The following is a 26,236-nucleotide window of genomic DNA, read 5'->3' on the forward strand; positions in this document are numbered from 1 at the left end:
ATGGTTCAAGCTCCTCCTCAACCCTTATGGCTTCAACTTCCCCATCACCTTGCTCTACAGGTTACGCCAGAACAGTTTGCAGCTTTAGCAGCAGTGAACCGTGAGCTACATCTAGAACGCACTGCAACAGGAGAATTAATTGTGAACCCACCCACAGGCGGTAATACTGGAAAACGTAATTGGAACATTGCCGGAGAATTATATCTATGGTGGCGCAATGCCCAAGAACCGGGGGAAGCCTTTGACTCATCCACTGGTTTCGAGTTACCCAATGGAGCCAACCGTTCCCCCGATGCAGCATGGGTTAGTCAAACCCGTTGGGATGCCCTCACCCCAGAACAACAAGATAGCTTCATTCCTTTGTGTCCGGACTTTGTCGTAGAATTAGGCTCTAAAAACGATAATCTTAAAGATTTGCGAGCCAAAATGGAAGAATATCGGGAAAATGGGGCAAAGTTAGGTTGGCTCATTGACCCGAAACATAAACGAGTCGAGATATATCGTCCGGGACAAGCAGTAGAGGTGCTGGAAAATCCCAGTCATTTATCTGGGGAAACAGTGTTACCAGGGTTTAGCCTCAGTCTTAGGCGGATTTGGGCGTGAGTTGTTTCTAGCGGCAGGAGAATCTTAACATGGTATGGCTGTGGGGTTCATGTCAGCTTTGCGAGCGTTTATAGTGACTAATTTTTCCATTTCCTAAAACTTTTTCCTCTATGAAAATGGAACTTTTTACTATGATCAAGGATATATTATTCCTGTAGAAAAATTCTAACAACTGTATAAAGAAGCGATTACAAATTAATTAAATAATAGTATGTTGTGGAAGTGAAATGGGTTTTTGTTTTTTTCTACCGATTATTGCGAGCCTTTCTAAGAGTGTTAAACCTGATTCAGCTTCTTTGGGCAAACACTCATAAAAAATTTCAATTTTTCCGTTATTGGTAAAAATTTTAAAGTAATTAAGTTGAAAAGAAGGATAATAAACAGCTGGAAAAAATCGAAAAATAGAGGGAATTCTCTTAAGCTTTTTGAGCCAACTCCCTGTATTAATAACATAGCGATCGCCTAAAACATAGCTGGAATTAGGGTCAATTCGAGTTAAGGAAGGATGATGGGTGTGTCCATAGACAAAGGCAAAGACATCTGGATTTTGTTCAAAAACTTGCCGGGCAGCTTCAAGATAAGAACTCTGTTTATTCGTTAGTCCACGTTTTTTACGTTTAAAGCCATAGCGCCGCAAAGTTTTTTGAATATCTCTAAAAACAAATAATAAAGGAATCATTACTAAAATCAAGCTTCCTAAAAATAAAGTATCAATAAACAAAACTAAATTGACGGTAAATTCTAAAGCTTTACCAGCAAAACCAAAGTTTTGTAAAAATTCTAACCAAGGCTGAGAAAAGAAACCACTGTTAACTATCCCCACTTGTTCTAAGGCAGCACTAATTAGTAAGATAAGACTCACACTTAATAACAGTAAAAAAGGTAATAAAACCCAACGTAACCAGAGACTCATCTCTTTATAAAAATAGTTAGAGAAGAACCAATAGGGAATTTCTTCGTTAGGATAAACAGATTCAATATCTTTAAGCCAACTATACTTACCTAAGCTCGATTTTTCGACTAAGCTATCTACAATTTGACTAACAATATAGTAGCCAATCGGGGTAGCATAAGGATTACCAAAATCAGCAATACGATTGAAACTGTCTTGTTGATGGCCGTGTTCGATCCAGATAGTTCTTCCCTGTATTTGACGAGTAATCGCTTCTTTTGCTTCTAAACTAATATTATAAGCCTCGAGAGTCGTTTTAAACTCTTCATAACAAGCCAGTTCGTAGTCATGATTTCCTGGGAGCAAGGTGATCTTGATATTTCGACCTGTGCGTTTAAACTGCTCAAATAATCTGGGATGCTGAGTAATAATGGTTTCTAATTTAGCTGTAGGAGAAGTACGGGTCATTTCCCAAAAGCTAAAAGCATCGCCGAGGATAATCAATTCTGTAGCATGAGTTTTGCCTTCTAGAAATTGTAAAAAATCAATTAATTCTGTTTCAAAATCACAAACGGCCAAATTGCCTTCACCACCAATATGAAGATCACTGATGAAATAATATTCTGAATTAACCATGACTCTGGGGAGATTCGAGGAAGCTACTATTATGGTAGTGCAACACCGCTTTAAAATAAACGACCCATCAAAACCCATTTAAAAAAGATAATAGTCGGTCAAATCGAAAGTGGTTCCCGTCAGCTTGCTCAACTCTCCTGCCTCGTTAAAAATTGCTCCACCCCTGGCATTGATATAGCGAATTTCCCCATCACTTCGCACGATGCGTAGGTTAACCTCAAATGGTTTCCCTTGAAGAGCGGGTGTGCGAATGCTATTGTCATAGAGTAGAAGATCATCGGGATGAATATAATCTCGCTGTTGTTCAGGGTTGGGGGGAGGCTGACGGGGATCTAAGCCATGAATATGATAGAGTTCTTCAGTCCAATAGGTTTGACGAGTCTGAACATCAAATTCCCAAGAACCAATTCGGGCGACTTGTTGGGCATTTCGTAAAAATTGTTCAGAACGTTTCAGTTTTGCTGCGGTTTGCTGATGTTCTTCAATTTCCTGCTGTAAGCGAGAATTAGCCCCCATGAGTTCAGACCAAATATGGGCAGTGAATTTATCGATGGAGGGTTGCGTCTGAGGGATTAAAAACTGAGGCGTAACCTGATGAGGGTTAAAGGCGGGATTAAGGCCATAACCATGACCATAACGGGTTTGAATGAAGTTCCCCACTCCAACTTTTTCCAACTTACGGCGAATACTACGGATATGACTTTTAATGGTGGCATCCGTTGGCAAGCTTTCATCAAGTGTCCATAAGCGATCGCCAATCTCTTCACGGGTAAATCGTTGTCGCGGATGGCGCAGAAATAACTCTAGCAGGAGGTACTCTTTACGGCTGATTTTGAGGGGTTGCCCGTGACAAGTTACCTGTCGCGAGAGGGGATCTAACTGAAGCGGTCCCCAGGACAAAACAGAAATCCCTCGAGAGACACCTCGTCTTGAAAGGGCATGAATTTGAGCGAATAATTCGGGAAAATGGATCGGTTTAAGGAGGTAAGCATCGGCCCCGGCTTCCAAACCTTTGAGGCGATCGTCATAGTGAGCAGGACTGACTAACAACAAGACTAAGATCGAGTTGCCGACGGCTCGTAGACGACGACATAATTGAATCCCATCACTTTTGGGGGGTGATAGGTCTAACACAATGAGACTATAAACAAAAGAATGGAGTAAATCCCACGCGGTTTCACTTTGAGTTGCAATATCAACAATAAAGTTGCGCTTAGTCAGTTCTGCTTGAATTTGTTTAAGCAGTCTTTCGTTGGTTTCTAGCAATAAGATTCTCATTTTCCTGTTACCAGGCTTTATCCTCTCAAACTTACACCAACTTTTCACCTTTTTTCCCTATAATAATGCCTCGATTTCAACTCAATCAAATATCCGATTTTTAGGGTAGATTGACCTTAACTAAGATGAAAATCCGAACCCAACGCTGACATTAACGTTGGGGAGGTACAGAGAAGGGACTCAATGAAGAGGATGAACCATTATGTCTGTATTAGATTTATTTAAGCTTAATGATCAAGTGGCTATTGTAACCGGTGCAGGGGCCGGAATTGGACGGGGAATCGCCGAATTATTCGCTCAAGCAGGGGCGGCGGTTGTGGTTAGCGATCTCAAAGTGGAAACCGCTCAAACCGTTGCCGATGAGATTAAAGCACAAGGGGGGAAAGCCATGGCCGTTCCTTGTGATGTCACCAATGATCAAGCCTTAGAAAACCTGGTTAACAGTACCATATCCGCTTTTGGCAAAATTACAATTTTAGTTAATAATGCCGGAGGGGGAGGCCCCAAACCCTTCGATATGCCCATGGATAACTTTATTTGGGCATACAAACTCAATGTCTTTTCCCTATTCCATCTCTGTCAACTTTGTGTTCCTCATATGGAAACGGCAGGGGGTGGCTCTATTGTGAATATTTCCTCTATGTCAGGGGACAACAAAAATAGTAAGATGGCATCCTACGGTTCCTCGAAAGCGGCTGCCAGTCATTTAACCCGCAATATCGCCTTTGATCTCGGACCGAAAAACATTCGAGTCAATGCGATCGCTCCCGGCGCAATTAAAACCGATGCTTTAGCCACTGTTTTAACCCCTGACATTGAAAAAGCCATGCTTAAACATACCCCGTTAGGGCGTTTAGGACAACCGAGCGATATTGCTTATGCTGCCCTATTTTTATCTTCTCCTGCTGCTAGTTGGGTGAGTGGACAAGTATTAACCGTTAGTGGCGGTGGTGTTCAAGAATTAAGTTAAGGGAAGGAACAACAGTTATGTCTAATTTTGACGCATTTCACGACTTTAGAATGAATAATCACGTTGCGATCGTCACAGGTGGCGCGCAAAATATCGGTGAAGCGATCGCCCGTACCTTTTCGGGAGCCGGAGCGAAAGTCATGATCGCTGGTCGCAATGGGGAGAAAGCCCAAAAAACCGCAGCAGCGATTCAGGCAGCAACGGGGAACGAAGTCCTGGGAATTAGCTGTGATGTCACCGTAGAAGCCGATATTCAGCGATGTGTTCAGGAAACGGTCAAAGCGTTTGGCGGAATTAGTACCCTTGTCAATAACGTTGGTTGGGGAAAAGCTTATGATGATCCCTTAGCAGTCTCAGAGGAAGAGATGATCCAAAGCTATAAACTCAACACCTTGTCAGCGATGCGGATGACGGCTGCTTGTCGTCCCTATTTGCTGAAAGCGGAGAACGCAACTATCACCAATTCTGGCTCGTTGGTGGGTGTTTTACCGGCTTTCGATTTTATCGCTTATTCGGCGGCCAAAGCGGCTCTTAATCATCTGATGCTAGGATTAGCCCACTATTTCGCTAAGCAGGTAAGAATTAATACGGTGTTAATTGGCACAGTGATCACAGAAAACTATGCAGCCGCCGGTCTTGATGAAAAGGCCCAGTATGCTTTAGCTCACCCTGATAATTTAACCGGTCGCGCTGGTAAACCCCAAGATATTGCCAATGCTTTTCTCTGGTTAGCCTCTCCTGCTGGTTCATGGATCAGTGGTCAAACCTTACAAGTGTCTGGGGGTGGTAAGCGAGTTCGCCTCAAACCTGAATAATTCTGATTATGTCATATTTTCTGGGGAAAAGTCGCTATTGCCTCGCCCTAGTCTCAATTTTGGCCATGACTTTCTCAAAGGAACAATTACTTGGCCAGAATTTTATATTGAGCCAGGAATCGGGGGAATTACCCAGATAAAGGACGCTGCTTGGTCAGTTTCACGCAATTGGTTTCTGTTAGGGGTGGGTTCAATCGCTTTTCCGGGTGAGGGGATTAAAAAAGCTGTTAGTCATGATACTCATCCTTGGATAACGTTGCAATTTTCTCTATTTTTAGGATTTTAATTGACTTAATTTGAGCAAGATTTTAATTTTAACTTTTTCTCTGTTTTTGTAGTTTAAACTCACTTAATTAATCAAAGAAAATGGAAGACGAATCGATTATTTTTACAATGTTTTTTTTGGCATTAGGACCGATTAAGATTATCCCTGCTTTTGTAAGATTAACTCAACAAGCGGAGCTTAAATTGAAACGAGAAATCGCCCTTAAATCTGCTCTGTTAGCCACTGCGATCGCCCTAATTTTAACGTTAGTGGGTCGAGAAATGTTAGGTAAATATGGGATTAGTCAAAATGCGGTGCAAATAGCAGGGGGTCTCATTTTATTATTATCCGCCTTAAACGTTATTTTTCCCCCCGTACAATCTTTTCCTCCTCAACAGACAAAACCAAGCACTAACCAACTAATTCTCAATCTAGCAGCTCCCATTATTATTCCCCCCTTTGGGACTGCGATTATTCTTCTGTTTGCAATGGTTGCTCCTCAAGTTGCTGGCCTGAATTTTATCATTATTAAATCTTTAATCACGATTATGGTCTTAGATTTTGTAGCCATGTTTTTTGCTGATAAAATCATGAAATTACCCGGATTTATGCAAATCTTACAACTGTTAGGCTCTGTTTTAACCTTTATGCAGGTTGCCTTAGGGTTTGAACTTATTTTAGATTCATTAACGAGATTAGGATTATTTAATTAATTGAAGGAGATAATGACAATGATGAAGCGTAAAGTTTGGTTATTTGGCGGTTTAAACCTATAGTGCTACACACTGGGGAATGGGTAAGGATTCTCCCCCTCACAAAAAGGGGAGTTAGAGGGGGTGGCAATGATAGGCTGTCAAAGGGTTTCAGGATTGGAAAATTTAAAAAGTTTTTGATAAAAGTTTGTTTTAGTTCGGATGAGATAATTTGATTAAACAGAACTTCTTAAGGCAACAATCGGGTCAAGTTTGGCCGCTTTTTGAGCAGGAATCACCCCAAACCCTAGACCAATCCCGCTAGAAACTGCTAAGGAAACAATAATAGAAACAGAAGAAATAGTAGTAGATAAAGGAGAAATAACACCCACAATTGTCACTAAACCCACTCCTGTTAAAATACCAATGATTCCCCCAGAAACCGAAATAATAACCGCTTCAATTAAAAACTGCCCTAAAATATCACTTTGACTGGCTCCTAACGCTTTTCTTAAACCAATTTCTGAGGTTCTTTCACTCACCGAAACTAACATAATATTCATGACCCCAATTCCCCCAACAATAAGAGAAATTCCTGCTAAAAATGTCAACATAACCGTTAATCCGGTGGCAATACTGCCCACAATCTCTAACATTTGTTTTGAGGTTTCGACCCCGAAGTCATCCTCATTGGTTATTTGATGTCTTAATCTCAATAAGTTTTCAATTTGAAATTGAGCCGCCGAAACACTATCAACATCCTCTGCTTCTACATTAATCCAACTGACTTGTAAGCCATAAGGAGAGGTGTTACCCACAATTTGATTGGCCATAGTGGTCAGAGGAATTAACACCGTTTCATCTAAATTTGTCCCAACTAAAGACCCTTTCGGCGACATGACTCCTATAATTTCAAAAGAAATATTGTTAATTCTAATGGATTCACCAATGGGATCGCTAAGTTTAAAAAAACGCTCAACAATATCCTGTCCAATAACAGCAACTCGTTTATTTCGTTGCATATCAATCTGATTAATAAACCGCCCTTTTTGCACTGGAAAACTTCTAACTTTGGGATAGTTTGGCGTTGTTCCAATTAGTAAAGCACTGGTATTTTCGCTTTTATAATTAATTAATTGTCGTTGATTTCTTTCAGGGGCAACGGCGGTGACAGTGGGAACTTGTTCGGCGATCGCTTGTGCATCTTCCCAGACTAAGGTTTTCGGTATATCCAAAGTAGCACGACGGGCTTTACGGGTTCCTGGCACCACAAATAGGACTTTAGGACCTAATTCATTTAACTGTTCAGTGGCCAGGTTTTCGGCCCCTTGACCAATCCCAATGGTAGCAACCACTGACGCATTACCAATAATCATCCCTAACATGGTCAAGCTAGTGCGTAATTTATTGGCAGCTAACATAGAGGTTGCCATTTTAACACTGTCTAAAAAATTCATGAGCCTTATTAATTAAAAGAGTGATTTCTGTTTTTCTTCTTCGGGTAAATCAATAAATACCCTTTCTCCGGTGTTTAAACCGGAAAGAATCTGGGTTTTTTCATCTAACACTTGACCGATGGTAACGGGTTTAAATTTGGGTTTCTCGTTTTCATCGGCCACCATCACCCCGGTTTTGCCATTTTTGGTAACAATAGCAACGGTGGGAACCACTAAAGCGTCTTTAACTTCTTCTCCTAAAAAGTTCACATCCACGTTCATCCGTGATAACAATTGATCCCGTCCTGTCACTAACCCGATGGTCACTTCAAATGAGGTCACATTGTCCTGTACAACGGCTTCTGGAGCGATTAACACCACTTGTCCTTTAAAAACTTCATTAGGGAAAGCATCGGCCTTAATCATCACCGGTTGTCCTTGTTTAATCAGGGCGATATCCACTTCTGGCACTTTCGCCACCACTTTTAACCCTCGCGCTATGGCTAAAATTGAACTGGAGGTGGCCGAGGCGGTACTAGAGGCAGAGGTAGTCGGGGTAACAAATGCCCCCGGATCAGCATATTTTTGGGTGACAATGCCGTCAAAGGGAGCGCGAATGGCGGTATCTTGGAATTGAATGACCACTTGTTCAAGTTGGGCTTTGGCCGCCTCAGCCGCAGCTTCTAGGCGGGCTATTTCGGTTTTAGCGGTTCTTTTGCGTTCTTCGAGTTGAATTTGTGCTTCAGCCACGGATGCTTGCGCTTGTACGACTTCTTGCTTCAACTGCTCAATTTCTGGCTTTGTTGTCTGATTAGCCTGTTCTAGCCTGGTTTGAAGCTCCACAAGACTGGCTTGAGCATTATTATAATTATTCAGCAGTTCATCAAATCGGTCTTGAGTGATGGCCCCTTCTCTGAGTAATTCTTCGTTCCGTTTCACACGGGAAGCAGCTAACTGAACACTGGACTGGGCTGATACGATTTGCGCTTTAATTTGGTCGATATCTTTAGGAATTCTCTCACTGGCTCGTTCTAGGTTGGCTTTGGCCTGTTCTAGTTGGGTCTGGGCTTGAACGTAACGGGTTTGAGCCTGTTGAACTTCACTGGGAATACGGACTTTAGCTGCGTCTAGTTCGGCCAAAGCTTGATTATAATTGGCTTCGGCATATTTTCCTTCGGCTTTAACTTCTGTATGTTCCATCAGGGCTAAAATTTGCCCTTCTTTAACTTTCATTCCCTGTTCCACTCGCAACTGTACCAACCGCCCTGGATTTTTGGGGCTAATATTGACGCTTTCGATGGGTTCGACGACTCCACTGGCTTCGATGTCTACGGCGAGGCTTTCCCGTTGAGCCACCACGGTCATTTTCTCTAGTTTACTCTCGGAAACGGGAGTTTGAGCCATTTTATAGGTTAATCCCCCAACCAACAGTAGTCCACCTGTCATAATGGCTAAAATCCACGGAAGAGGACGATTTAATTTATTAGGCGCAGGAATTTCCATAAAATTATTTTTTTTAAGAGATGCAACAAAATGAAAATTTATTTTATCTATACTAGCGTTTCTGGCCTCAGACACCTATTTTGATGGGGTTATTCTCAAAGAACTAAGTTTAGCCAGATGGCCTACCACGGTGTTGTATGGTTGAGCAAGAGATTGTACAGAGCCTTCATTGATTGATGTAAAGTGTTTTGTTGGTTTAAGTCCTGCGATCGCTTTTTTACGTCGTATTTATTTTCTATCTTAGTTTCATTTTCTCATAATCCCATCTAATTTTTGTTAAATCTTATTGACTAAATTCCCCTAACTGTAATCAAGAAACAACTAGTAAAGCCATCGCGCTTAAAATTAATTATTTCTTTAGCTATATCTTATCCAATTTTTAACAATATTTAAGTAAAATTTTGACAATCAAATAATTTTTCAGATTAAGTTTCATCGTTATAAGGTTTGATAACCACTAAATCGTTTTGTAGCTTGATATTTATTCATAGGAGTGAGTGTTTATGAAGATTCAACACTTAGGCAAGGCAGTCATTTTTGTCGGGATGCTTATAGGGAATACCCCTGTCCAAGCTGCCACTGTTTTTAGCGGGGCTGGTGACGCTGCGGCCGTTGCTTTTGAACAGATGAAAGAAGCAATTGGGGGTGCAGATAATACTTTAGCCCTAGGACCTCAAGAAGGTGGATTTCGCACGATTAACTGGGATGGAGTTCCCGTTAATGGAACAGTAGGCATTCCTGAAGATTTGTTTTTGGGGCGCGGCGCACTGTACGATGAGATTTACTTTGTCAGTGACGATGGCTTTGAGAGCGTAAACCCAAGTGTCGCTGGTCAGTTTCCTGCATTTAGTCCCCCTGTTACTTTTGCCCATATTGGCGAAGGAAATAATCAAAATGAAATCGAACAAAGTTTTACCTTGGCTGGTACTTTTACTACAGCAGCAACGCGGGGATTTGGGGCAATTTTCCTCGATGTTGAACTCCCCGAAACAAGCAGCATTGAATACTTTAGCGGCTCAAAGAGTTTGGGGAAATTCTTTGTGGAGCCATCTGCTAGTGGCGAACCGTCTTTTTTAGGGGTACTTTTTGACAAGCCGATGGTAACCAGTGTAGAACTAATCTTAGGTAACGGTTCTATTTTCGATATAAACGGAGAAATACCAGTCTTAACTCCAATTGTTGATTTCATACCTGGACAAGTAGATGACCCTATGAATGGGGTAGATTTGGTGGTAACTGATGATTTTCTGTTTGCTGAACCCGAAACAGTCCCTGAACCTTCCTCTATAGTCGGGTTGCTAGTGGTAATTTTGCCTGTTTTAAGGGGTTGTTCAAAAAAAGGGTTTTTTAGGTAACATTTTGATGAGGAAACCCTATTATGAAATAAGACAACGTTATTCATGGTAAAGTTGGGAATAAGTTAATTTCTGCATTTGATAACCTCATCGAAACTTAGCTTCACAACAACTGCTATCTTACTACATCTGATATCTTGCTACATTTTTTGTGATGAATACTACTATCCTTTTTGAACATGTTCCCAAGACTGCAGGTTCAACTTTTCAGAAAATATTGTATAGCCACTATTCTTCTGACCGCATTTTTAAGGTTTATCCAAATGCTTCTGGGAAAAATGGTAAAAAATATATTGAAGAGTTCCAAAATAAGTCTTCTGAAGAAAGGGGAAGCTTTGACCTAATTTTAGGTCATGGAGCATTCGAGGCTTATGAATATGTAGTTGGAAATTGTATTTGTATAACTATTTTGCGAAATCCCATAGAACGAGTGATTTCCCATTACTATTATGTGCGCAGTACACCAACAAATAAAGACTTTGAGAAAGCAAAAGATATGGATTTGTGTGAGTACGCAATCAGTCTTAAGGAGTTGAAAAATACTTATACACGTAGATTTTCTCAACTAACACATGATGAAATGAATAAGAACCCTGAGCAAGCACTTTTCTTAGCAAAACAAAACTTGAAAAAATACTTTTCAGTGATCGGTTTAACTGAACGCTTCGATGAAACAATTCTATTAGTTATGCGCAAGTTAGAGTGGAACCGACTTCCTTTTTATCTCAGTGCAAACGTGACAAGCAATCGACTAAAGCAAAATGATATACCCGAAGATCAACTTCAGGTGATTCAAGAAATTAATAAACTCGATATTGATCTTTATAATTGTGTATCACAGTGGTTCCAAGAGACAATAGAGGCAGAAGGAGTTACTTTCTCAAATGACTTGAAGTATTTTGTCCGAATGAATAAGTACTATCAGGCGTATAAAAATATACTATCTTGGAATAATAATATACTGTCAAAGTCAAAGTCGAAATTGAAGAAAAGTTATTACTCACTTTCAAGAAAATTCAAGTAATAATGATTCTTGTTTTAAAATTTAATTGATTTTTTCAGAGTAGCGATTGCTATCTCATAGTGGTGATTGCTTCTCCCTCTTAGCTATTTAAAAGAGTAAATTAGATAAAAACTGACCCTTAATTTCTAAAGTGGATAAAATGAGGGAGATCACGCTATCGGAATTTATCATGATTTTACAAGATGATCGAGATTATCAAATTTTGTTCCTCAGTAGCTTTCTTGGGTTAGGGATTATTACCCGTGATTGGTCGTTAAAACCTGAGTTAATTATTGTCGTTATTATGAGTTGTTTATTGACGCAATTATTGTTAACGTCTTGGGTTTATTTTTTCAAACAAAAACAGAAAATTAGGTTTAATTTATCTGTCATTAATCCTTTATTTATCACTTCTTGGCGCAGTGCCTTAATTACGGCTTTAGGGTTATGTTTATTGTTACGGGCTAATCACCCTACTACTATGATTATAGCAGGTAGTTTGGCCATTGGGAGTAAATTCGTTTTTCGTGTCAATAACAAACATTTTTTTAATCCTGCTAATTTTGGCATTATTGCAGCGTTAACCTTGACTCAAGATGCTTGGGTATCCCCTGGACAATGGGGTAATGATCTTTGGTATTTGCTACTATTTCTAGGGGCTGGTGCTATGATTTTAAAACGGGTTGGTCGTTGGGATACTTCAGCAATATTTTTAGGATTTTATACCCTCTTAGAAACCATCCGTAATCTCTGGTTAGGTTGGAGTTGGGATGTTTTAAGTCATCATTTGATGACAGGGAGTTTATTATTATTTGCTCTGTTTATGTTAACTGATCCCCGTTCTATTCCTAATCATTATTTTAGTCGTAGAATTTGGGCGATCGCTATTGCCACTGTCACATTTATGATTCAATATTCTCTCTATCTACCAACGGCTATTTTTTGGGCGTTATTTTTCCTGTCTCCTTTAACGATTATCCTCGATTATTGCTGGTATTCCCCGCAATTTAACTGGAAAGTGTCTTTGAAAACTCTACAACTCCCATAACTTTTAATCCCTTTCTTAAGGTATTTTAGATATTTGAAGCAGTTATGTACGGTTAAGTACAGACAAATTGGATTTTAATTCGTTAAGTTAATTGTCGATAGATTCACTACCAAAATGAGTGAATTAAGGTTAGGGAACAGAAAGTCTTAATCCTTAATTGTTAGTCGAGAAAGGATTAGGACTTTTTTTTATTAATAAGGTCAATTTTTGTGATCTCAATCTGAGTTGATCATGATCATAATTACAATTTTAACTCATAGCGTATCACCATCTTGTTTAAGTTCCTAAGCTATAGTGAAACTATTGATTAATTTCATGTCATTCAAGGAGATCATTCCTATGTTTAATCGAGGCGTAAAAACAACACCTAAAACTGAATCTAACTATCAAGAAGAATGGAAAATTTCTGTCATTGAAGTGCTAGAACTTGATCCTTGGAAATATTTTCAAAAATCAGCTTATTCCTATAGCAAAGTTCGGATCTAGATTAACTTTTAACAATAGCACCGAAATCAGCTAAAACTCGCCCGTGATTACGGAGAACGCCTAATAAATTTAAGCGATTTTCTCTAACTTCTAGATTTTCATCCATTACTAATACACTATTTTCTCCGTCAAAAAATTCACTTACTTTAGGAACAATATCTAGTAATCCTTCTGTTAATAACTGATAGTTTCTCTCAGATTGAGCTTGAGTGGTTTTAGAAACTAACGTCATTAAACTATCATAAAATTCCTGTTCGGAAGACTTTTCAAATAACTCAGTTTTCACCACTTGACTGGGATCTAATTGGCTATAGTCTAAGTCTCCTTTCGCTGCTAAACGGGCTGATCGGTTTACGGTTTCGTAGATTTTATCTAACATTCCATTGTGACGAATTTCTTGTAAAAATTCTGCCCTATCTTTGACATCTAAAAGATTTTGTAATGCCCTATCTGTGTATTCGACATCCGCTTCACCTAACACCGCATTAACTAAATCATAGTCGATGTTTAACTCATCTTGTAATAGGGTTTGTATCCGTTGTATTAAGAAGGTTTGTAAGGCTTCTAAGGGAGATTCTTTATCGCTGTGATCAGCCATAAATGCTTGACACCCTTGTATTAATAATTGAGATAAATTAATGGGTAATTGGGCTTCCCAAGTAACAGTAATAATAGCATTAGCAGCCCGTCTTAAAGCAAAGGGATCACCGGAACCCGTGGGGATCATTCCTAAGCCGAAAATACTAATTAAAGTGTCTAAGCGATCGGCAATTCCCACCACTTGACCGGTTAAGGTTTTGGGCATGATATCATTAGCCCCACGGGGTAAATAATGGTCAAAAATTCCTTGGGCAACTTGTTGGGATTCTCCACTTACTAGGGCATATTTTTGTCCCATTACGCCTTGTAATTCGGGGAATTCATAGACCATTTGGGTCACTAAATCAGCTTTACATAATAGGGCTGTACTTTCAATTTCTTCTTGTTCTTTTTGGCTAATTTCTAACTGTTCTGCAATTTGTTGGGCCATGTCCATGATCCGATCCACTTTGTCACGCATGGTTCCTAATTCTTTTTGGAAAGTGACGTTTTCGAGTTCGGGTAAATAACTGTCTAAGGGTTCGTCACAATCGGCTGTATAAAAGAATTGGGCATCGGCTAATCTTGCCCTAATTACTCTTTCGTTTCCTTGGGCAATAATGGCTTTTTTATTGGGATCTCCGTTAGCAATGGTGATGAAATTGGGTAACAGTTCATTTTCTGATTTTTTGACAGCAAAATATCGCTGATGTTTGACCATTACTGTTGTAATGACTTCGGTGGGAAGGTTGAGAAATTCGGGGTCAAATTTCCCGGCCACGGCGGTAGGATATTCGATTAAGTTAACAACTTCTGTTAATAAGTCTTCGGGAAGATCGGCGTTTCCTGTTAATTGTTGGGCAATGGTTTCGATATCTTTTTCGATGATTTCTTGACGCTTTTTCGGGTCTACTTCTACATAGGCCGAGCGCAAGGTTTCTACATAGTCCGATGCTTGAGTAATACTAACGGTATCAGGGTGTAAAATTCGATGACCCCGTGATAGGCGATCGCTGGTAATGGTACTATCTCCATTGACAATTTCAATGGGTAAGACTTGCTGATCACACAAGGCGACTAGCCAACGAATGGGACGGGAAAATCTTAATTCTCCATTACCCCAACGCATGAAGCGTCTACCTTCTAAGCTATTAATCCAACTAGGAATTAATTCTTTTAATATTTCTTTTGTTTCTCTTCCTTTTATTTTTTTCTCAATGAAAACAAAGTCCCCTTTATCCGTAGGACGAATGTCTAACTCTTTGAGATCAACTTCCTGTTTACGGGCAAATCCTTCCGCTGCTTTGGTGGGTTTTCCATCTTTAAAAGCGGCTTTAGCAGGAGGCCCTTTTATGACTTCATCGCGATCTTTTTGTTGTTCTGGAAGTCCAGACATTAATAAAGCTAATCGTCTGGGGGTTCCGTAAACTTCTAGGTTATCGGGAGTTAAAAAGTTTTCTTCTAAACGATTAGGAATTATTTGTTTCCATTGAGCGATCGCTTCATCTACAAAATCTGCGGGTAATTCTTCTGTACCGACTTCCAATAAAAAGAACATATTGACTTCAGTTTGATAAGTTAAAATAGGTTATGGAGAAGCATATTTTTTTATTATATCATTATTAGGTTTTGGGATCTATAAAATTTTTATTTTTAAGATGATTTTTAGTTTTTTATTCAGGTTTATAAGCAGAGGTAATTTGATAAATTCCGCCTATGGGTTTAGATTTAATAGCTTGAAAGCCGATTTTTTCTAACCATTCTCTAATATTCCCTTGAGCATAAGTAAAGGAATAAGGTTCTCGAAATAATTGAGTTAACCATTTAAAATGTCTTAGTCTGTTTTGATTAGCATCTAAAATAATTAACTGTCCGTTGGCTTTGAGTAACCGCAAACTTTCTTGAAGAATGGCTTGAGAAATGGTATTAGGAACTTCGTGAAACAATAAAGAAATTGTAATTAAATCGTAGAAAAAAGAGGAAATTTCAGTGGCTTCAGCGAGTCCCTGTTTCCAGAGAATTTCTTGTTGATTTTTTTTGCATTTTTTCTCTGCTATAATTAACATATAGGGGGATAAATCTAACCCTGTCACCACTGCGTTGGGAAACCTTTTTTTTAAGTTTATGGTGTTTGTTCCTGTGCCACAACCTAAGTCCAGAATGTTTTTAGGTTTTGCGGTAATGGTATTTAATAAACATTGACGCAACCATTGTTCACTGGGTAGGGTTGCTAAGGGGGTTATAACATCGTAAGTCATAGCAGCAATGGGGTTAAGATAACCGTTTTTGATGCCATGATAGTTAACTGAGGTATAATAATCAGGATAGGCTATCTTAGGAGATTGAAAAGGATAAATTGCTTGCTCCCAATTAAGGGTTTTATACCAGGTTATTTCTTCTTTTCCTATAACAGTTTCTATAATTTTTCTCAAGAGAGTTTGCGGAATTTTATTGAAGTTAGTTATCATATAACTGTTGAGGGGATTTTCTTGAAAAATTAGCAATGATCTAAACTTATTTAAATTATGATTATAACTGATTAAGGGTGAAAATGCTATAAAATAATAACTTGTAGTTCTTGAAGACAAAATCAATGAATTTGAAAACAGAAACCTCCATTGTCGATCATACTTTCTTCCCATTCATCAAAACCTTAATTAAAATTGTTTCTACTGGTTTAATTAGTGGGGCGATTATTTTAGAATTAGTTAATGTTTATACAACCTTTCATGATTGTCATGTGTTGAAAAATTTAAATTGGATGTTTTGGATAGGAAGAATTGCCCTTATTAGTCATGGAATAGAAGGAATTATTGCAGCTTATTATGCAAAATTACAACAGAAAAATCCCTTAGTATATTCTATCTACACTTTTTTTGTGGGAACCGTGGGTTTGCTAGAATTAAACATACAGAAAGAGGAAACAGAATAAATGGCTATTTTAAGCTTACAATCAGTTGAAAAAGACTTCGGTATCAAAGAAATTTTAAAAGAGGCAACCTTTAGTTTAGAAGAAGGGGATAAAGTCGGTTTAATTGGGACGAATGGCTCAGGAAAATCCACCTTACTCAAAATTATAGCAGGATTAGAACCCATTGACGGAGGAGAATTCTGGGTTAATTCGGGATCGAAAATTGTTTATTTACCCCAACAACCTAATTTAGATGAAAATCATACAGTTTTAGAACAGGTTTTTGCTGACTGTGGGGAACAAATGGCCCTGATTAGAGAGTATGAAGAAATCTCTCATAAATTAGCCCATAATCCCCAAGAAAGTGATAGTTTAATGTCCCGTTTATCTGCTGTCACTCAACAAATTGAAACCCTAGATGCTTGGGCATTAGAAACCAATGCTAAAATTGTTTTAAGTCAATTAGGTATCGAAAACTTTGACGCTAAAATTGGAGATTTATCCGGGGGATATCGTAAACGAATTGCCTTAGCTTCTGGGTTATTATCAGAACCGGATGCCTTACTAATGGACGAACCCACCAACCATTTAGATGCCATGTCAGTGGAATGGTTACAAAGTTATTTAAACCGTTATTCCGGTGCATTATTATTAATTACCCATGATCGTTACTTCTTAGATAAAGTCACCAATCGTATCATTGAAATTGATCGCGGTGATCTCTATACTTATTCAGGAAATTACTCCTATTTCTTAGAAAAAAAAGCAGAAGCAGAAGCATCAGAAATTAGCAGTCAAAAGAAACACGCAGGAGTATTAAGACGGGAATTAGAATGGTTGAAACGGGGACCAAAAGCCAGAAGTACCAAGCAAAAAGCCCGTATTGATCGCATTGGAGAAATGCAAAATAAAGAGTTTAAACAAGCCCAAGAAAAGGTAGAAATTAGTACCGCTAGTCGTCGTATTGGCAAGAAAGTAATTGAATTAGAAAACATTAATAAAGCCTATGGCGATCGCATTTTAATTAAAGAGTTTACCTATATTTTTAACCCACAAGATCGGGTGGGAATTATTGGCAAAAATGGAGCCGGTAAATCCACTTTAATGAATATTATTACAGGAAGAATTACCCCCGATTCAGGAAAAGTAGACATTGGACCTACCATTCATTTTGGTTATTTCGATCAACATTCAGAAGACTTATTAATTAATGAAGAGCAGCGAGTGATTGATTATTTAAAAGACGTAGCAGAATTAGTCAAAACTGCCAATGGTAGTGTGATTACTGCCTCTCAAATGTTAGAAAGGTTTTTGTTTCCTCCTAACCAGCAATATGCCCCCATTCATAAACTTTCGGGAGGAGAAAAAAGAAGATTATTTTTATTACAAGTATTAATGAGTGCGCCCAATGTTTTAATATTAGACGAACCCACCAATGATTTAGATGTGCAAACCTTAGGGGTTTTAGAGGAATATTTAGAAGAGTTTAATGGCTGTGTAATTGTGGTTTCTCACGATCGCTACTTTTTAGATCGAACCGTTGACACCATTTTTGCCTTAGAAGAAGGGGGCAATATTAAACAATATCCCGGTAATTATTCTGTTTATTTAGACTATAAAAAAGCAGCGGAGGATCAAGAAAAAGAATCACAAAATCAAGTCTCATCCCAAGACAATAAAAAATCGAAACCTCCTAAAAACAGTCAACCGAAACAGTCTAAAAAACTGACATTTAAAGAAAAATATGAATATGAAGACCTAGAAGAGAAAATTCCTTTATTAGAAGCAGAAAAAGAAAAATTAGAAGCGACTTTATACAATAATCCCCCCACAGATTATAGTGAAATGCAAACCCTAACAGAACAATTATCCCAATTAGTTGAAGAAATTGACAGAGCCACAGAAAGATGGTTAGAATTAGCAGAAAGAGAAAGTTAAAATTATTAATGTTATAATTAAAAGAAAACACCGAAGTTGAGGACAAGATGGCTGATCTAAGAAACCTAGTACAAAAAGCGTTTTATCTGGGAGTTGGTATTGCAGACTATGCGAGAGAAAAAGCGGAAATCAACCTACAAGAATTAAGAGTTCAAGCGCAAAAAGTGGCTGATGAAATGGTAGCCAGAGGAGAAATAAATGTAGAAGAAGCCCGTAAATATGTTGATGACATGATTCAACAAGCCCAACAAGTTAACCAAGAAACAACAGAGAAAAAGCAACAAAAAGAACCGCGTTTAATTGAAATTGTTTCAGAAGATGACGAAGAAGAAACAGGAGAATCAAAAAAAGAAAATTTAGACGATTTAAAACAACAAGTCGAATCTTTACAAGACGAATTAAATCGCTTAAAACGGGAATAAGCGATCCTTCATAATAGAAATTAAATTATTTTTAGATAAATAGAGATGATGGATAACTGGCAAAAAGATTTAACGCAATGGATGGAAAACGTAACAGTGGCAGTAGAGGGGTTTGTCGACGAAGTCGGCCAGTCCGTAGAAACGGCCGCTGAAGATTTTCAAAACGATTTAGTCAGAGAAATTGATCAATTTATTGACGATGTTTTCACCCCACTGGTTGATGTTTCTTTTGAAGAAGAATTTCATTACTATTACCATGACTATAATGAAGATCCTGACTTCCTTTTGTCCCCAAAAGTAGAACCCACACATAACGTCCATCCGGCCTGTCGAGGGTGTATTCATTATCATGGGCGACTGTATGGGAGACATTTATTTGTCTGTGGAATGCACCCTTATGGTTCTAATAATGAGACTTGTCCCGACTGGGAAGGGTCCGGGGAGAAACAAGGGGTTTCTGAACAACACAGAAATTAATAACTATCTCAATTATTGTTAATATTTTCTTCTTTTTATTAAAAAATTAAGAACGAAAACCAGAGTAAGCTAGATAAAGGCATTTGTAACCACCTAGACTATGGCAACTATTAACGATAACTATCTCAAACTCAAAGCAGGATATCTCTTTCCCGAAATCGCAAGACGAGTTAACACCTTCGTAGACAACAACCCCGATGCTAACATCATTAAACTGGGGATTGGGGATGTAACCGAACCCTTGCCCGAAGCCTGTCGAACCGCTATGATCAAAGCCGTAGAAGATATGGGCGATCGCAGTACCTTTAAAGGTTACGGGCCCGAACAAGGTTACGGTTGGCTACGGGAAAAAATCGCAGCCCAAGACTTCCAAGCCAGAGGCTGTGATATCGATGCCTCTGAAATCTTCGTCTCAGACGGGGCAAAATGCGATACCGGCAACATTCTCGACATTTTTGGCAAAAATAATAAAATTGCTGTTACTGACCCGGTATATCCCGTTTATGTGGATACCAATGTCATGGCTGGCCACACGGGAGATACCAATGACAAAGGAGAATATGACGGCTTAGTTTATCTACCCATCAGCGCAGAAAACAACTTTATCGCCGACATTCCCACCGAAAAAGTTGACCTCATTTATCTCTGTTTCCCCAACAACCCGACAGGGGCAACTGCCACAAAAGCCTATCTTAAAGCGTGGGTTGACTACGCCAAGGCCAATAACTCCATTATCTTCTTTGATGCTGCCTATGAAGCCTTTATCACCGATGAGAGTTTACCCCATTCTATCTACGAAATAGAAGGGGCGAAAGATTGCGCCATTGAATTTCGTTCTTTTTCTAAAAATGCAGGGTTTACCGGCACTCGTTGCGCCTTTACAGTGGTCCCCAAACAGTTAACCGCCAAAGCTTCTGACGGATCTGAGGTAGACTTATGGAAACTCTGGAACCGTCGCCAGTCCACTAAATTTAACGGGGTTTCTTACATTGTGCAACGGGGGGCAGAAGCGGTCTATTCCGAAGCAGGAAAAGCCCAAATTAAGGATTTAGTGAGCTTTTACCTTGAAAATGCCAAAATAATCTGTGACAAGCTCAAAAGCGCAGGATTTGAAGTTTATGGCGGTGTCAATGCCCCCTACATCTGGTTAAAAACCCCCCATAATCTTTCGAGTTGGGATTTCTTCGATAAACTCTTACAAACGACGAATGTGGTAGGAACCCCCGGATCAGGATTTGGGGCAGCCGGAGAAGGTTATTTTCGCATTTCTGCCTTTAATAGTCGGAAAAATGTTGAAGAAGCCATGAAACGCATTACCGAACAGTTTAAGGCTTAAATAGTGAAAATAGGCAAGAGGCAAGAGGCAAAAGGCAAAAGTAATAGTTTTCAAAACAGTAAACTTCCTTTAGCATAAGGGGTCAGAAAAACAATTGATTAATTATTAATTTTGACTCCTTCTTGAATACTGTAGGGTGGGCAATGCCCACCTTACTACATTTTTTATCATATTAATGTTTTGACCATAATGTGTAATTCGATATTGCAAAAATGAGCGATCGCTCATAAACTAAAATAAGGACAAATTTAATTTTGTACTGATTTTTTTAACCTATTCCTGTTACCCAAAGAATGATTTATCCCCAAGCATTTCTGTCAGAAGTCCAACACCAAAGACAAGAGTTTCCCGGACTCGCTAACAAAGTTTATTTTAATTTTGGGGGACAAGGCACTTTACCTCGTTCCGGGTTAGAGGCCATTATTGATGCTCATAATCTTCTCCAACAACAAGGACCTTTTTCCTTGAAAGTTAATGAATGGATAACACAAAAAACAGAATTGTTACGAGCAGATATTGCTCAAGAGTTAGGGGTTGAAGCTTCAACCATTACTTTAACAGAAAATGTAACATCGGGCTGTAATATTGCGCTGTGGGGACTGGATTGGCAGGAAGGCGATCGCATTTTAATGACTGATTGTGAACATCCAGGAGTCATTGCTATCGTTGAAGAAATTAGTAAGCGATTTGCCGTAGAAATTGATATTTGTCCCATCTTAAATACCTTAAACGAAGGTGATCCCGTTGCGGTGATTAAAGAACATTTAAAACCCCAAACCAAACTACTGGTTTTAAGTCATTTATTGTGGAATACAGGACAGGTTTTACCCTTAAAAGAAATTAGTCATCTTTGTCACAATTATTCGGAAAGCGATCGCCCCATTTTAGTGTTAGCAGATGCTGCCCAATCCGCCGGCTCATTAGCGTTAAACTTAGCAGAAACTGAGGTAGATTTTTATGCCTTTACTGGACATAAATGGTTCTGTGGACCGGCTGGCGTAGGCGCACTTTATATCCGTCCAGAAATTTTTGAATCGATCAATCCCACGTTTATTGGTTGGAGAGGGATTAATATTGATGAAAAAGGGCAACCCATTGATTTTAAACAAGATGGTAGAAAGTTTGAAGTTGCTACCTCGGCTTATCCTCAATATGAAGGGTTAAGGGCTGCGATCGCTGTTCATAATAGTTGGGCTGATTCTGAACAAAGGTATCAACAAATTTGTCATTTAAGTGAATATTTATGGCAAGGTTTATCAGAAATTTCTGCTATTAATTGCTTAAAAAAATCACCACCAGAAGCAGGATTAGTTTCTTTCACAGTGGATAGTAATCTTAATCATACAACCTTAGTACAAAAGTTAGAAACTCAAGGGTTTTTATTAAGAACCATTCGTGATCCTGACTGTATTCGTGCTTGCGTTCATTATTTTACCTTACCGGATGAAATTGAACAGTTAATTAAAGCCATTTCTTCTATGATTTAATTAATTAGAAACAGAACAATTGTCCCTTTCATCACAACCAAAAGGATAAGGAGATTGATAAGTTTTCTCCCGTTTACCAAACCAATTATAACGGTTATCTCTCACTTGTTCGTAAGTTTTATCTCCTAAAGTTTTCATTCCAGGTAAAGCACGATAAGCGGTGATAAATGCTTGTCCTAATGGTAATAAATTGACAATTTCTTCTGCTGCATCGCTTCCTTGCCAACGCCTTTTTATATTATTACCATCGATTAAAATCATCCCCATTTCACAATCATTTGAGGTAATATGAAACTGTTTTAAAGTGGCTTCATCTTGCATGGGAATATAATCAAAAAGATTACCTTGATCAAAGTTAGCTAAAAGTTGGGTAAACGTCGAACAAAGATTACAATTCCCGTCATAAATGATGTGATAAACCATGATATTAATTGATTTTTTAAGAAACATTATCTAGGTTAACGTATTTTCAGTGATCAGTGAACAGTTACCAGTGATCAAATATTAATTATTTTTTCTTCTTTTTTCTTTTTCCAGGTGGGGTACGATGGGAACCAAAATACTTTTCACTCCGATAACGAAGCCAAACCCTTAAAACTTGAGGGATCTTTTCTTTTTCTTGTTTACTTAAACGATTATATAATAGTAATGCCTGTTCTCTTTCTCGTCGACAAGCGCGGTTATTATGAGCATCCCAGTAACTTCTCGCCACTCGAATACGACGACAAACTTCTTTAATTAATGCGTCTCCTTCTAAGGGTTTTTCTTCTTTAAACATGAATAGTTTTATGTATTGTTTGTAGATTGGTTAAAAGAATAATTACAATTACAGTTACTTCAAAAGTATCATAGAAAATATAATACAATCAGAAACTATACCAGCGCACCGCAGAGCGTATCCCTTCGAGAACATCCTAATTATGTTATTATTTAGGGTAGTTGTTTAAGTTTATGGAGGAACACATATTCCGACACAAGCGCAACTTTTACAATGTTATACCCTATCTTGTTGGGCAACAAGATTTTATTTACCTGTTAACTTAATTAGATTTGATGAGCGAAGTCAAAACGTTTTCATGTTAATCGGTGAAGACATAGAAATTGAAATTAAACCTAATGGAGAATGGATAAAATGACTCAAAAGCCTGATTTTAAAGCGATGACTTCTCAGGAGTTAAAGCGTTATGTTTTATCTCATCGAGATGATAACGAGGCTTTTTATGCTTATGTAGATAAAATTAATGAAAGACAAGATAGAGTTGTTTATCCTCCTTTAAAGTCTTTAGAAGATATGGAAAAATACCCTGAGTTTATTGAACAATTACGTCAAGAGTCTGCTAATAATTCTCAGAAAAATAAGTAAAATCTAACATATAAAAAAGTGATCACTCATCTCAGTTTAATTATTAGATTTCATTAGAATATTTCTCCTTTTCAATTAGTTCTTGTAGTCTTTGTTTTTGTGTCTCTAAAGGTACATCTGTGTCAAAATAAACAGCATTAGGTCGATCTCTATGGGTAAATTCTTGCCATGCTTCTTGATCGTCTCTATGGGATAAGACGTATTTTTTGAGTTCTTGAAGACTCATTGCTTTAAAGTTAGGTTTCGGTGACATCATATCTCCATTGTCCTTGTTCAAAAATGGTAATTTCAATTGTTCCTAATTCTCCTGCAATAATGAATATCTCTTTTCTTGTCTCATCAAAGCGTATTAATTGAATGGGTTGATAACAATTAGAAAGAATTTGGCAGAGAATTAAACATTTTAATAATTGTAATTCAGTTGGCATTATAGTTTTATTTTATCATTTTATCTTTCCTTTGTATAATTAACCATGATTTTTACGTTAAACTACAAAATCAACTATTTTTTAGGGAAGAGAAAGCTGTTCTTTCGTCTTATCAAGATTTAGTATTTTTAATAGACATAAATTATGACAAAAATAATCACTCAAGGAGAAACCATCGCAGCGATCGCCACAGCCATTGTTCCCCAACAAGGGAGTATCGGAATTATCCGTTTATCAGGCAATAACGCCCTAAATATTGCTCAAACCTTATTTATCGCTCCAGGAAAGCAAAAATGGGAATCTCATCGAATTTTGTATGGTTATATTCGTCATCCCCAAACGGAACAGGTGATCGATGAAGCTTTGTTATTAATGATGTTAGCACCTCGGTCTTATACCCGTGAAGATGTGATCGAGTTTCACTGTCATGGGGGAATTATGCCCGTGCAACAGGTGTTACAGTTATGTTTAGAACAAGGTGCCATTTTAGCCCAACCTGGAGAATTTACCCTGCGAGCCTTTCTCAATGGTAGGATTGATTTAACCCAAGCCGAAAGTATCAGGGAATTAGTTTCTGCGCGATCGCAACAAGCGTCTCAAATGGCCTTAGCCGGGTTACAGGGCAAACTCGCCCAACCGATCCAAACATTACGCCATCATTGCCTAGATATCCTCGCCGAAATTGAGGCTAGAATCGACTTTGAAGACGACTTACCCCCTTTAGATGAAAAAGAGATTTCACAAGGGTTAAAGACGATTTTAGAGCAAGTGGAGAGCATTTTAAACACCGCCGAACAAGGGGAATTATTGCGAAATGGCTTAAAAGTGGCTATCGTTGGCCGTCCCAATGTGGGAAAATCAAGTTTATTGAATGCGTGGAGTCGTAGCGATCGCGCTATTGTTACCGACTTACCGGGAACCACTAGGGATGTCGTCGAGTCCCAGTTAGTGGTGGGAGGCATTCCTATTCAAGTGTTAGACACCGCAGGTATTCGTCAGACAACCGATCAAGTGGAAAAGATCGGAGTTGAGCGATCGCGTTTAGCAGCCAGTCAAGCGGATCTCGTGTTACTCACCATTGATGCAACGGTAGGATGGACAGTAGAAGACACTGAAATTTATCAACCGATCTGTCATCTTCCTGTCATTTTAGTGATCAATAAAGTTGATTTGGCTACCCCTAATTTATCTCAATTTCCCCCAGACATAAAAGAAATTGTGAAGACATCAGCGGCTAAGCATCAGGGAATAGAAGCCTTAGAAACCGCTATTTTACAAGCAATTAACCAACAACAACTAACGGCTAATAATCTCGATTTTGCTATTAATCAAAGACAAGCAGCCGCCCTAACCCGTGCCAAAATTGCCTTACAACAAGTACAAATTACCATCACAGAAGACTTACCCCTTGACTTCTGGACAATTGACCTAAGAGCGGCTATTCAAGCATTAGGAGAAATTACAGGAGAAGAAATTACAGAATCAGTGTTAGATAAAATTTTCAGTCGTTTTTGTATTGGTAAATAATTGATTAAGCCATCGTTAAAATTTAATTAATATTATCTATATACTAATTACTATAACTTCTGAATGTTTTTTTATATTCATGAAACTACTTATTTCTTAACAAAAAATAACTCTAACTATTACTTAATGTAAAACAAATCTTGAGACTTTATTAATGACTTTCCTTTTCAGGAATAAGGACTGTTAGTTTGGAGTCAATTTCAATCAAAATTGACAAAAAATTGAATCATGAATAAAAAATATGTAGCGGAGTTTTTTGGCACGTTCTGGTTAGTGCTAGGGGGCTGTGGCAGTGCCGTATTAGCTGCTAACTTTGGGGGAGAAGGCAACCCCTTAGGACTAGGATTTTTAGGGGTTGCCCTGGCTTTTGGACTGACGGTATTAACCATGGCCTATGCAGTGGGACATATTTCTGGGGGTCATTTTAACCCGGCGGTTTCCTTTGGTTTATTAGCAGGAAAACGCTTTAGTGGCTCTGATTTACTGCCCTATGTTGTGGCACAAGTTTTAGGAGCGATCGTAGCGGGGGGGGTCATATTTATTATTGCTAGTGGTAACGGGTCCCTTGATTTAACTGGTTCTAACCCTTTGGCGACCAATGGTTACGGAACCCATTCCCCAGGGGGTTATGGTTTTTTCGCTGCTTTAGTGACTGAGATTGTCATGAGCTTTATGTTTTTATTAATTATTATGGGAGCCACTGATCGCCTGGCCCCGGCTGGGTTTGGTCCAGTGGCCATCGGTTTAGCCTTAACCTTAATTCACTTAATTAGTATTCCTGTTACT

28 protein-coding genes are annotated in these 26,236 nt (G+C 38.6%); 18 read left to right on the plus strand and 10 right to left on the minus strand.

Translation table 11 applies throughout. From position 1 onward, the window contains the following. Nucleotides 1-603 carry a Uma2 family endonuclease gene (locus C4E06_RS22935; RefSeq protein WP_107670693.1) on the plus strand — a complete coding sequence of 201 codons (603 nt, stop codon included), beginning with the start codon at nt 1-3 and terminating at the stop codon, nt 601-603. A 199-nt stretch (nt 604-802) separates the two neighbouring features. Here the strand turns inward: C4E06_RS22935 and C4E06_RS22940 are convergent, their stop codons facing one another. Beyond that, entirely contained in the window at nt 803-2,131 is a 1,329-nt protein-coding gene (locus C4E06_RS22940) for a metallophosphoesterase (RefSeq protein ID WP_107670694.1), read from the minus strand. Nucleotides 2,132-2,209: 78 nt separating this feature from the next. Then, nucleotides 2,210-3,409 carry a response regulator transcription factor gene (locus tag C4E06_RS22945; protein ID WP_107670695.1) on the minus strand — a complete coding sequence of 400 codons (1,200 nt, stop codon included), beginning with the start codon at nt 3,407-3,409 and terminating at the stop codon, nt 2,210-2,212. Between the two features lie 202 nt (nt 3,410-3,611). Between C4E06_RS22945 and hdhA the strand changes: the two genes are divergently transcribed. The 4 genes from hdhA (at nt 3,612) to C4E06_RS22965 (ending at nt 6,172) form a co-directional block, all read left to right on the plus strand. After that, nucleotides 3,612-4,379, plus strand: coding sequence for a 7-alpha-hydroxysteroid dehydrogenase (gene hdhA / locus C4E06_RS22950; protein ID WP_107670696.1), 768 nt, complete (start codon nt 3,612-3,614; stop codon nt 4,377-4,379). Between the two features lie 17 nt (nt 4,380-4,396). Next, a complete protein-coding gene (locus C4E06_RS22955) occupies nt 4,397-5,194 on the plus strand; it encodes an SDR family oxidoreductase (protein ID WP_107670697.1) in 798 nt (265 codons plus the stop codon). A gap of 37 nt (nt 5,195-5,231) precedes the next feature. Further along, the gene (locus C4E06_RS22960) at nt 5,232-5,480 is read left to right on the plus strand and encodes a hypothetical protein (protein WP_107670698.1); all 249 of its coding nucleotides are present in this window, start codon (nt 5,232-5,234) and stop codon (nt 5,478-5,480) included. Nucleotides 5,481-5,560: 80 nt separating this feature from the next. After that, on the plus strand, nt 5,561-6,172 hold the full coding sequence (locus C4E06_RS22965) for a MarC family protein (RefSeq protein ID WP_107670699.1): 612 nt from the start codon (nt 5,561-5,563) through the stop codon (nt 6,170-6,172). 215 nt (nt 6,173-6,387) lie between these two features. Here C4E06_RS22965 and C4E06_RS22975 read toward each other — a convergent pair whose 3' ends face one another. Together C4E06_RS22975 and C4E06_RS22980 are read right to left on the minus strand one after the other, a co-directional pair. Continuing rightward, nucleotides 6,388-7,608, minus strand: a complete 1,221-nt coding sequence (locus C4E06_RS22975; RefSeq protein WP_107670701.1) for an ABC transporter permease — start codon at nt 7,606-7,608, stop codon at nt 6,388-6,390. A gap of 12 nt (nt 7,609-7,620) precedes the next feature. Beyond that, nucleotides 7,621-9,090 carry an efflux RND transporter periplasmic adaptor subunit gene (locus C4E06_RS22980; RefSeq protein ID WP_107670702.1) on the minus strand — a complete coding sequence of 490 codons (1,470 nt, stop codon included), beginning with the start codon at nt 9,088-9,090 and terminating at the stop codon, nt 7,621-7,623. A 503-nt stretch (nt 9,091-9,593) separates the two neighbouring features. Here C4E06_RS22980 and C4E06_RS22985 point away from each other — a divergent pair. The 4 genes from C4E06_RS22985 (at nt 9,594) to C4E06_RS27430 (ending at nt 12,982) form a co-directional block, all read left to right on the plus strand. Continuing rightward, nucleotides 9,594-10,445, plus strand: a complete 852-nt coding sequence (locus C4E06_RS22985; protein WP_107670703.1) for a hypothetical protein — start codon at nt 9,594-9,596, stop codon at nt 10,443-10,445. Between the two features lie 154 nt (nt 10,446-10,599). Further along, nucleotides 10,600-11,469: a sulfotransferase family 2 domain-containing protein gene (locus C4E06_RS22990; protein ID WP_107670704.1), complete on the plus strand. Its 870-nt coding sequence runs from the start codon at nt 10,600-10,602 to the stop codon at nt 11,467-11,469. A gap of 169 nt (nt 11,470-11,638) precedes the next feature. Further along, nucleotides 11,639-12,496, plus strand: coding sequence for an RnfABCDGE type electron transport complex subunit D (locus C4E06_RS22995; RefSeq protein ID WP_107670705.1), 858 nt, complete (start codon nt 11,639-11,641; stop codon nt 12,494-12,496). A 339-nt stretch (nt 12,497-12,835) separates the two neighbouring features. Continuing rightward, nucleotides 12,836-12,982: a hypothetical protein gene (locus C4E06_RS27430; RefSeq protein ID WP_157951214.1), complete on the plus strand. Its 147-nt coding sequence runs from the start codon at nt 12,836-12,838 to the stop codon at nt 12,980-12,982. A 1-nt stretch (nt 12,983) separates the two neighbouring features. Here the strand turns inward: C4E06_RS27430 and glyS are convergent, their stop codons facing one another. After that, nucleotides 12,984-15,119, minus strand: a complete 2,136-nt coding sequence (gene glyS / locus C4E06_RS23000) for a glycine--tRNA ligase subunit beta (protein ID WP_107670706.1) — start codon at nt 15,117-15,119, stop codon at nt 12,984-12,986. A gap of 115 nt (nt 15,120-15,234) precedes the next feature. Continuing rightward, nucleotides 15,235-16,029, minus strand: a complete 795-nt coding sequence (locus C4E06_RS23005; RefSeq protein WP_107670707.1) for a class I SAM-dependent methyltransferase — start codon at nt 16,027-16,029, stop codon at nt 15,235-15,237. Nucleotides 16,030-16,154: 125 nt separating this feature from the next. Here C4E06_RS23005 and C4E06_RS23010 point away from each other — a divergent pair, with 125 nt between their 5' ends. The 6 genes from C4E06_RS23010 to C4E06_RS23035 all read left to right on the plus strand — a co-directional run bounded on the left by C4E06_RS23010 (nt 16,155) and on the right by C4E06_RS23035 (nt 22,132). After that, on the plus strand, nt 16,155-16,493 hold the full coding sequence (locus tag C4E06_RS23010; RefSeq protein ID WP_107670708.1) for a hypothetical protein: 339 nt from the start codon (nt 16,155-16,157) through the stop codon (nt 16,491-16,493). Further along, the gene (locus tag C4E06_RS23015; protein WP_107670709.1) at nt 16,494-18,410 is read left to right on the plus strand and encodes an ABC-F family ATP-binding cassette domain-containing protein; all 1,917 of its coding nucleotides are present in this window, start codon (nt 16,494-16,496) and stop codon (nt 18,408-18,410) included. Nucleotides 18,411-18,457: 47 nt separating this feature from the next. Continuing rightward, a complete protein-coding gene (locus C4E06_RS23020) occupies nt 18,458-18,832 on the plus strand; it encodes a phasin family protein (RefSeq protein ID WP_107670710.1) in 375 nt (124 codons plus the stop codon). Nucleotides 18,833-18,877: 45 nt separating this feature from the next. Next, nucleotides 18,878-19,309, plus strand: a complete 432-nt coding sequence (locus tag C4E06_RS23025) for a hypothetical protein (protein ID WP_107670711.1) — start codon at nt 18,878-18,880, stop codon at nt 19,307-19,309. 100 nt (nt 19,310-19,409) lie between these two features. Next, nucleotides 19,410-20,645 carry an LL-diaminopimelate aminotransferase gene (locus tag C4E06_RS23030; protein ID WP_107670712.1) on the plus strand — a complete coding sequence of 412 codons (1,236 nt, stop codon included), beginning with the start codon at nt 19,410-19,412 and terminating at the stop codon, nt 20,643-20,645. Nucleotides 20,646-20,938: 293 nt separating this feature from the next. Further along, nucleotides 20,939-22,132, plus strand: coding sequence for an aminotransferase class V-fold PLP-dependent enzyme (locus tag C4E06_RS23035; RefSeq protein WP_107670713.1), 1,194 nt, complete (start codon nt 20,939-20,941; stop codon nt 22,130-22,132). Here C4E06_RS23035 and C4E06_RS23040 read toward each other — a convergent pair whose 3' ends face one another. Continuing rightward, nucleotides 22,133-22,555 carry a thiol-disulfide oxidoreductase DCC family protein gene (locus C4E06_RS23040; protein WP_107670721.1) on the minus strand — a complete coding sequence of 141 codons (423 nt, stop codon included), beginning with the start codon at nt 22,553-22,555 and terminating at the stop codon, nt 22,133-22,135. An 85-nt stretch (nt 22,556-22,640) separates the two neighbouring features. Next, complete coding sequence (locus tag C4E06_RS23045; protein WP_107670714.1) at nt 22,641-22,910, minus strand: Precorrin-3B methylase; 270 nt, start codon at nt 22,908-22,910, stop codon at nt 22,641-22,643. 345 nt (nt 22,911-23,255) lie between these two features. On the opposite strand from C4E06_RS23045, the gene C4E06_RS23050 reads away from it, so the two are divergent. Further along, nucleotides 23,256-23,495, plus strand: coding sequence for a hypothetical protein (locus C4E06_RS23050; protein ID WP_107670715.1), 240 nt, complete (start codon nt 23,256-23,258; stop codon nt 23,493-23,495). Between the two features lie 43 nt (nt 23,496-23,538). On the opposite strand, the gene C4E06_RS23055 is transcribed toward C4E06_RS23050, so the two are convergent. Beyond that, nucleotides 23,539-23,751 (minus strand): hypothetical protein, encoded by a 213-nt coding sequence (locus C4E06_RS23055; RefSeq protein ID WP_198648971.1) that lies wholly within the window; start codon nt 23,749-23,751, stop codon nt 23,539-23,541. Continuing rightward, nucleotides 23,732-23,923: a hypothetical protein gene (locus tag C4E06_RS23060; protein ID WP_008274995.1), complete on the minus strand. Its 192-nt coding sequence runs from the start codon at nt 23,921-23,923 to the stop codon at nt 23,732-23,734. Before C4E06_RS23060 ends, C4E06_RS23055 begins: the two co-directional genes overlap by 20 nt. 144 nt (nt 23,924-24,067) lie before the next feature. Here C4E06_RS23060 and mnmE point away from each other — a divergent pair, with 144 nt between their 5' ends. Together mnmE and aqpZ are read left to right on the plus strand one after the other, a co-directional pair. Then, a complete protein-coding gene (gene mnmE / locus C4E06_RS23065) occupies nt 24,068-25,450 on the plus strand; it encodes a tRNA uridine-5-carboxymethylaminomethyl(34) synthesis GTPase MnmE (RefSeq protein ID WP_107670717.1) in 1,383 nt (460 codons plus the stop codon). A 228-nt stretch (nt 25,451-25,678) separates the two neighbouring features. Further along, nucleotides 25,679-26,236 (plus strand): aquaporin Z (gene aqpZ / locus C4E06_RS23070; protein WP_107670718.1); only part of this gene is annotated, 558 nt, incomplete at its 3' end.

It is taken from the genome of Cyanothece sp. BG0011 (genome assembly GCF_003013815.1).
GTDB lineage: Bacteria > Cyanobacteriota > Cyanobacteriia > Cyanobacteriales > Microcystaceae > Crocosphaera.

Excerpts from the sequence above, each read along its gene's own strand:
- C4E06_RS22935 (WP_107670693.1), top strand. The coding sequence starts at position 1 with ATGGTTCAAGCTCCTCCTCAACCCTTATGGCTTCAACTTCCCCATCAC.
- C4E06_RS22940 (WP_107670694.1), bottom strand. The coding sequence starts at position 2,131 with ATGGTTAATTCAGAATATTATTTCATCAGTGATCTTCATATTGGTGGT.
- C4E06_RS22945 (WP_107670695.1), bottom strand. The coding sequence starts at position 3,409 with ATGAGAATCTTATTGCTAGAAACCAACGAAAGACTGCTTAAACAAATT.
- hdhA (WP_107670696.1), top strand. The coding sequence starts at position 3,612 with ATGTCTGTATTAGATTTATTTAAGCTTAATGATCAAGTGGCTATTGTA.
- C4E06_RS22955 (WP_107670697.1), top strand. The coding sequence starts at position 4,397 with ATGTCTAATTTTGACGCATTTCACGACTTTAGAATGAATAATCACGTT.
- C4E06_RS22965 (WP_107670699.1), top strand. The coding sequence starts at position 5,561 with ATGGAAGACGAATCGATTATTTTTACAATGTTTTTTTTGGCATTAGGA.
- C4E06_RS22975 (WP_107670701.1), bottom strand. The coding sequence starts at position 7,608 with ATGAATTTTTTAGACAGTGTTAAAATGGCAACCTCTATGTTAGCTGCC.
- C4E06_RS22980 (WP_107670702.1), bottom strand. The coding sequence starts at position 9,090 with ATGGAAATTCCTGCGCCTAATAAATTAAATCGTCCTCTTCCGTGGATT.
- C4E06_RS22985 (WP_107670703.1), top strand. The coding sequence starts at position 9,594 with ATGAAGATTCAACACTTAGGCAAGGCAGTCATTTTTGTCGGGATGCTT.
- C4E06_RS22990 (WP_107670704.1), top strand. The coding sequence starts at position 10,600 with ATGAATACTACTATCCTTTTTGAACATGTTCCCAAGACTGCAGGTTCA.
- C4E06_RS22995 (WP_107670705.1), top strand. The coding sequence starts at position 11,639 with ATGATTTTACAAGATGATCGAGATTATCAAATTTTGTTCCTCAGTAGC.
- C4E06_RS27430 (WP_157951214.1), top strand. The coding sequence starts at position 12,836 with ATGTTTAATCGAGGCGTAAAAACAACACCTAAAACTGAATCTAACTAT.
- glyS (WP_107670706.1), bottom strand. The coding sequence starts at position 15,119 with ATGTTCTTTTTATTGGAAGTCGGTACAGAAGAATTACCCGCAGATTTT.
- C4E06_RS23005 (WP_107670707.1), bottom strand. The coding sequence starts at position 16,029 with ATGATAACTAACTTCAATAAAATTCCGCAAACTCTCTTGAGAAAAATT.
- C4E06_RS23010 (WP_107670708.1), top strand. The coding sequence starts at position 16,155 with ATGAATTTGAAAACAGAAACCTCCATTGTCGATCATACTTTCTTCCCA.
- C4E06_RS23015 (WP_107670709.1), top strand. The coding sequence starts at position 16,494 with ATGGCTATTTTAAGCTTACAATCAGTTGAAAAAGACTTCGGTATCAAA.
- C4E06_RS23020 (WP_107670710.1), top strand. The coding sequence starts at position 18,458 with ATGGCTGATCTAAGAAACCTAGTACAAAAAGCGTTTTATCTGGGAGTT.
- C4E06_RS23025 (WP_107670711.1), top strand. The coding sequence starts at position 18,878 with ATGATGGATAACTGGCAAAAAGATTTAACGCAATGGATGGAAAACGTA.
- C4E06_RS23030 (WP_107670712.1), top strand. The coding sequence starts at position 19,410 with ATGGCAACTATTAACGATAACTATCTCAAACTCAAAGCAGGATATCTC.
- C4E06_RS23035 (WP_107670713.1), top strand. The coding sequence starts at position 20,939 with ATGATTTATCCCCAAGCATTTCTGTCAGAAGTCCAACACCAAAGACAA.
- C4E06_RS23040 (WP_107670721.1), bottom strand. The coding sequence starts at position 22,555 with ATGGTTTATCACATCATTTATGACGGGAATTGTAATCTTTGTTCGACG.
- C4E06_RS23045 (WP_107670714.1), bottom strand. The coding sequence starts at position 22,910 with ATGTTTAAAGAAGAAAAACCCTTAGAAGGAGACGCATTAATTAAAGAA.
- C4E06_RS23050 (WP_107670715.1), top strand. The coding sequence starts at position 23,256 with ATGGATAAAATGACTCAAAAGCCTGATTTTAAAGCGATGACTTCTCAG.
- C4E06_RS23055 (WP_198648971.1), bottom strand. The coding sequence starts at position 23,751 with ATGATGTCACCGAAACCTAACTTTAAAGCAATGAGTCTTCAAGAACTC.
- C4E06_RS23060 (WP_008274995.1), bottom strand. The coding sequence starts at position 23,923 with ATGCCAACTGAATTACAATTATTAAAATGTTTAATTCTCTGCCAAATT.
- mnmE (WP_107670717.1), top strand. The coding sequence starts at position 24,068 with ATGACAAAAATAATCACTCAAGGAGAAACCATCGCAGCGATCGCCACA.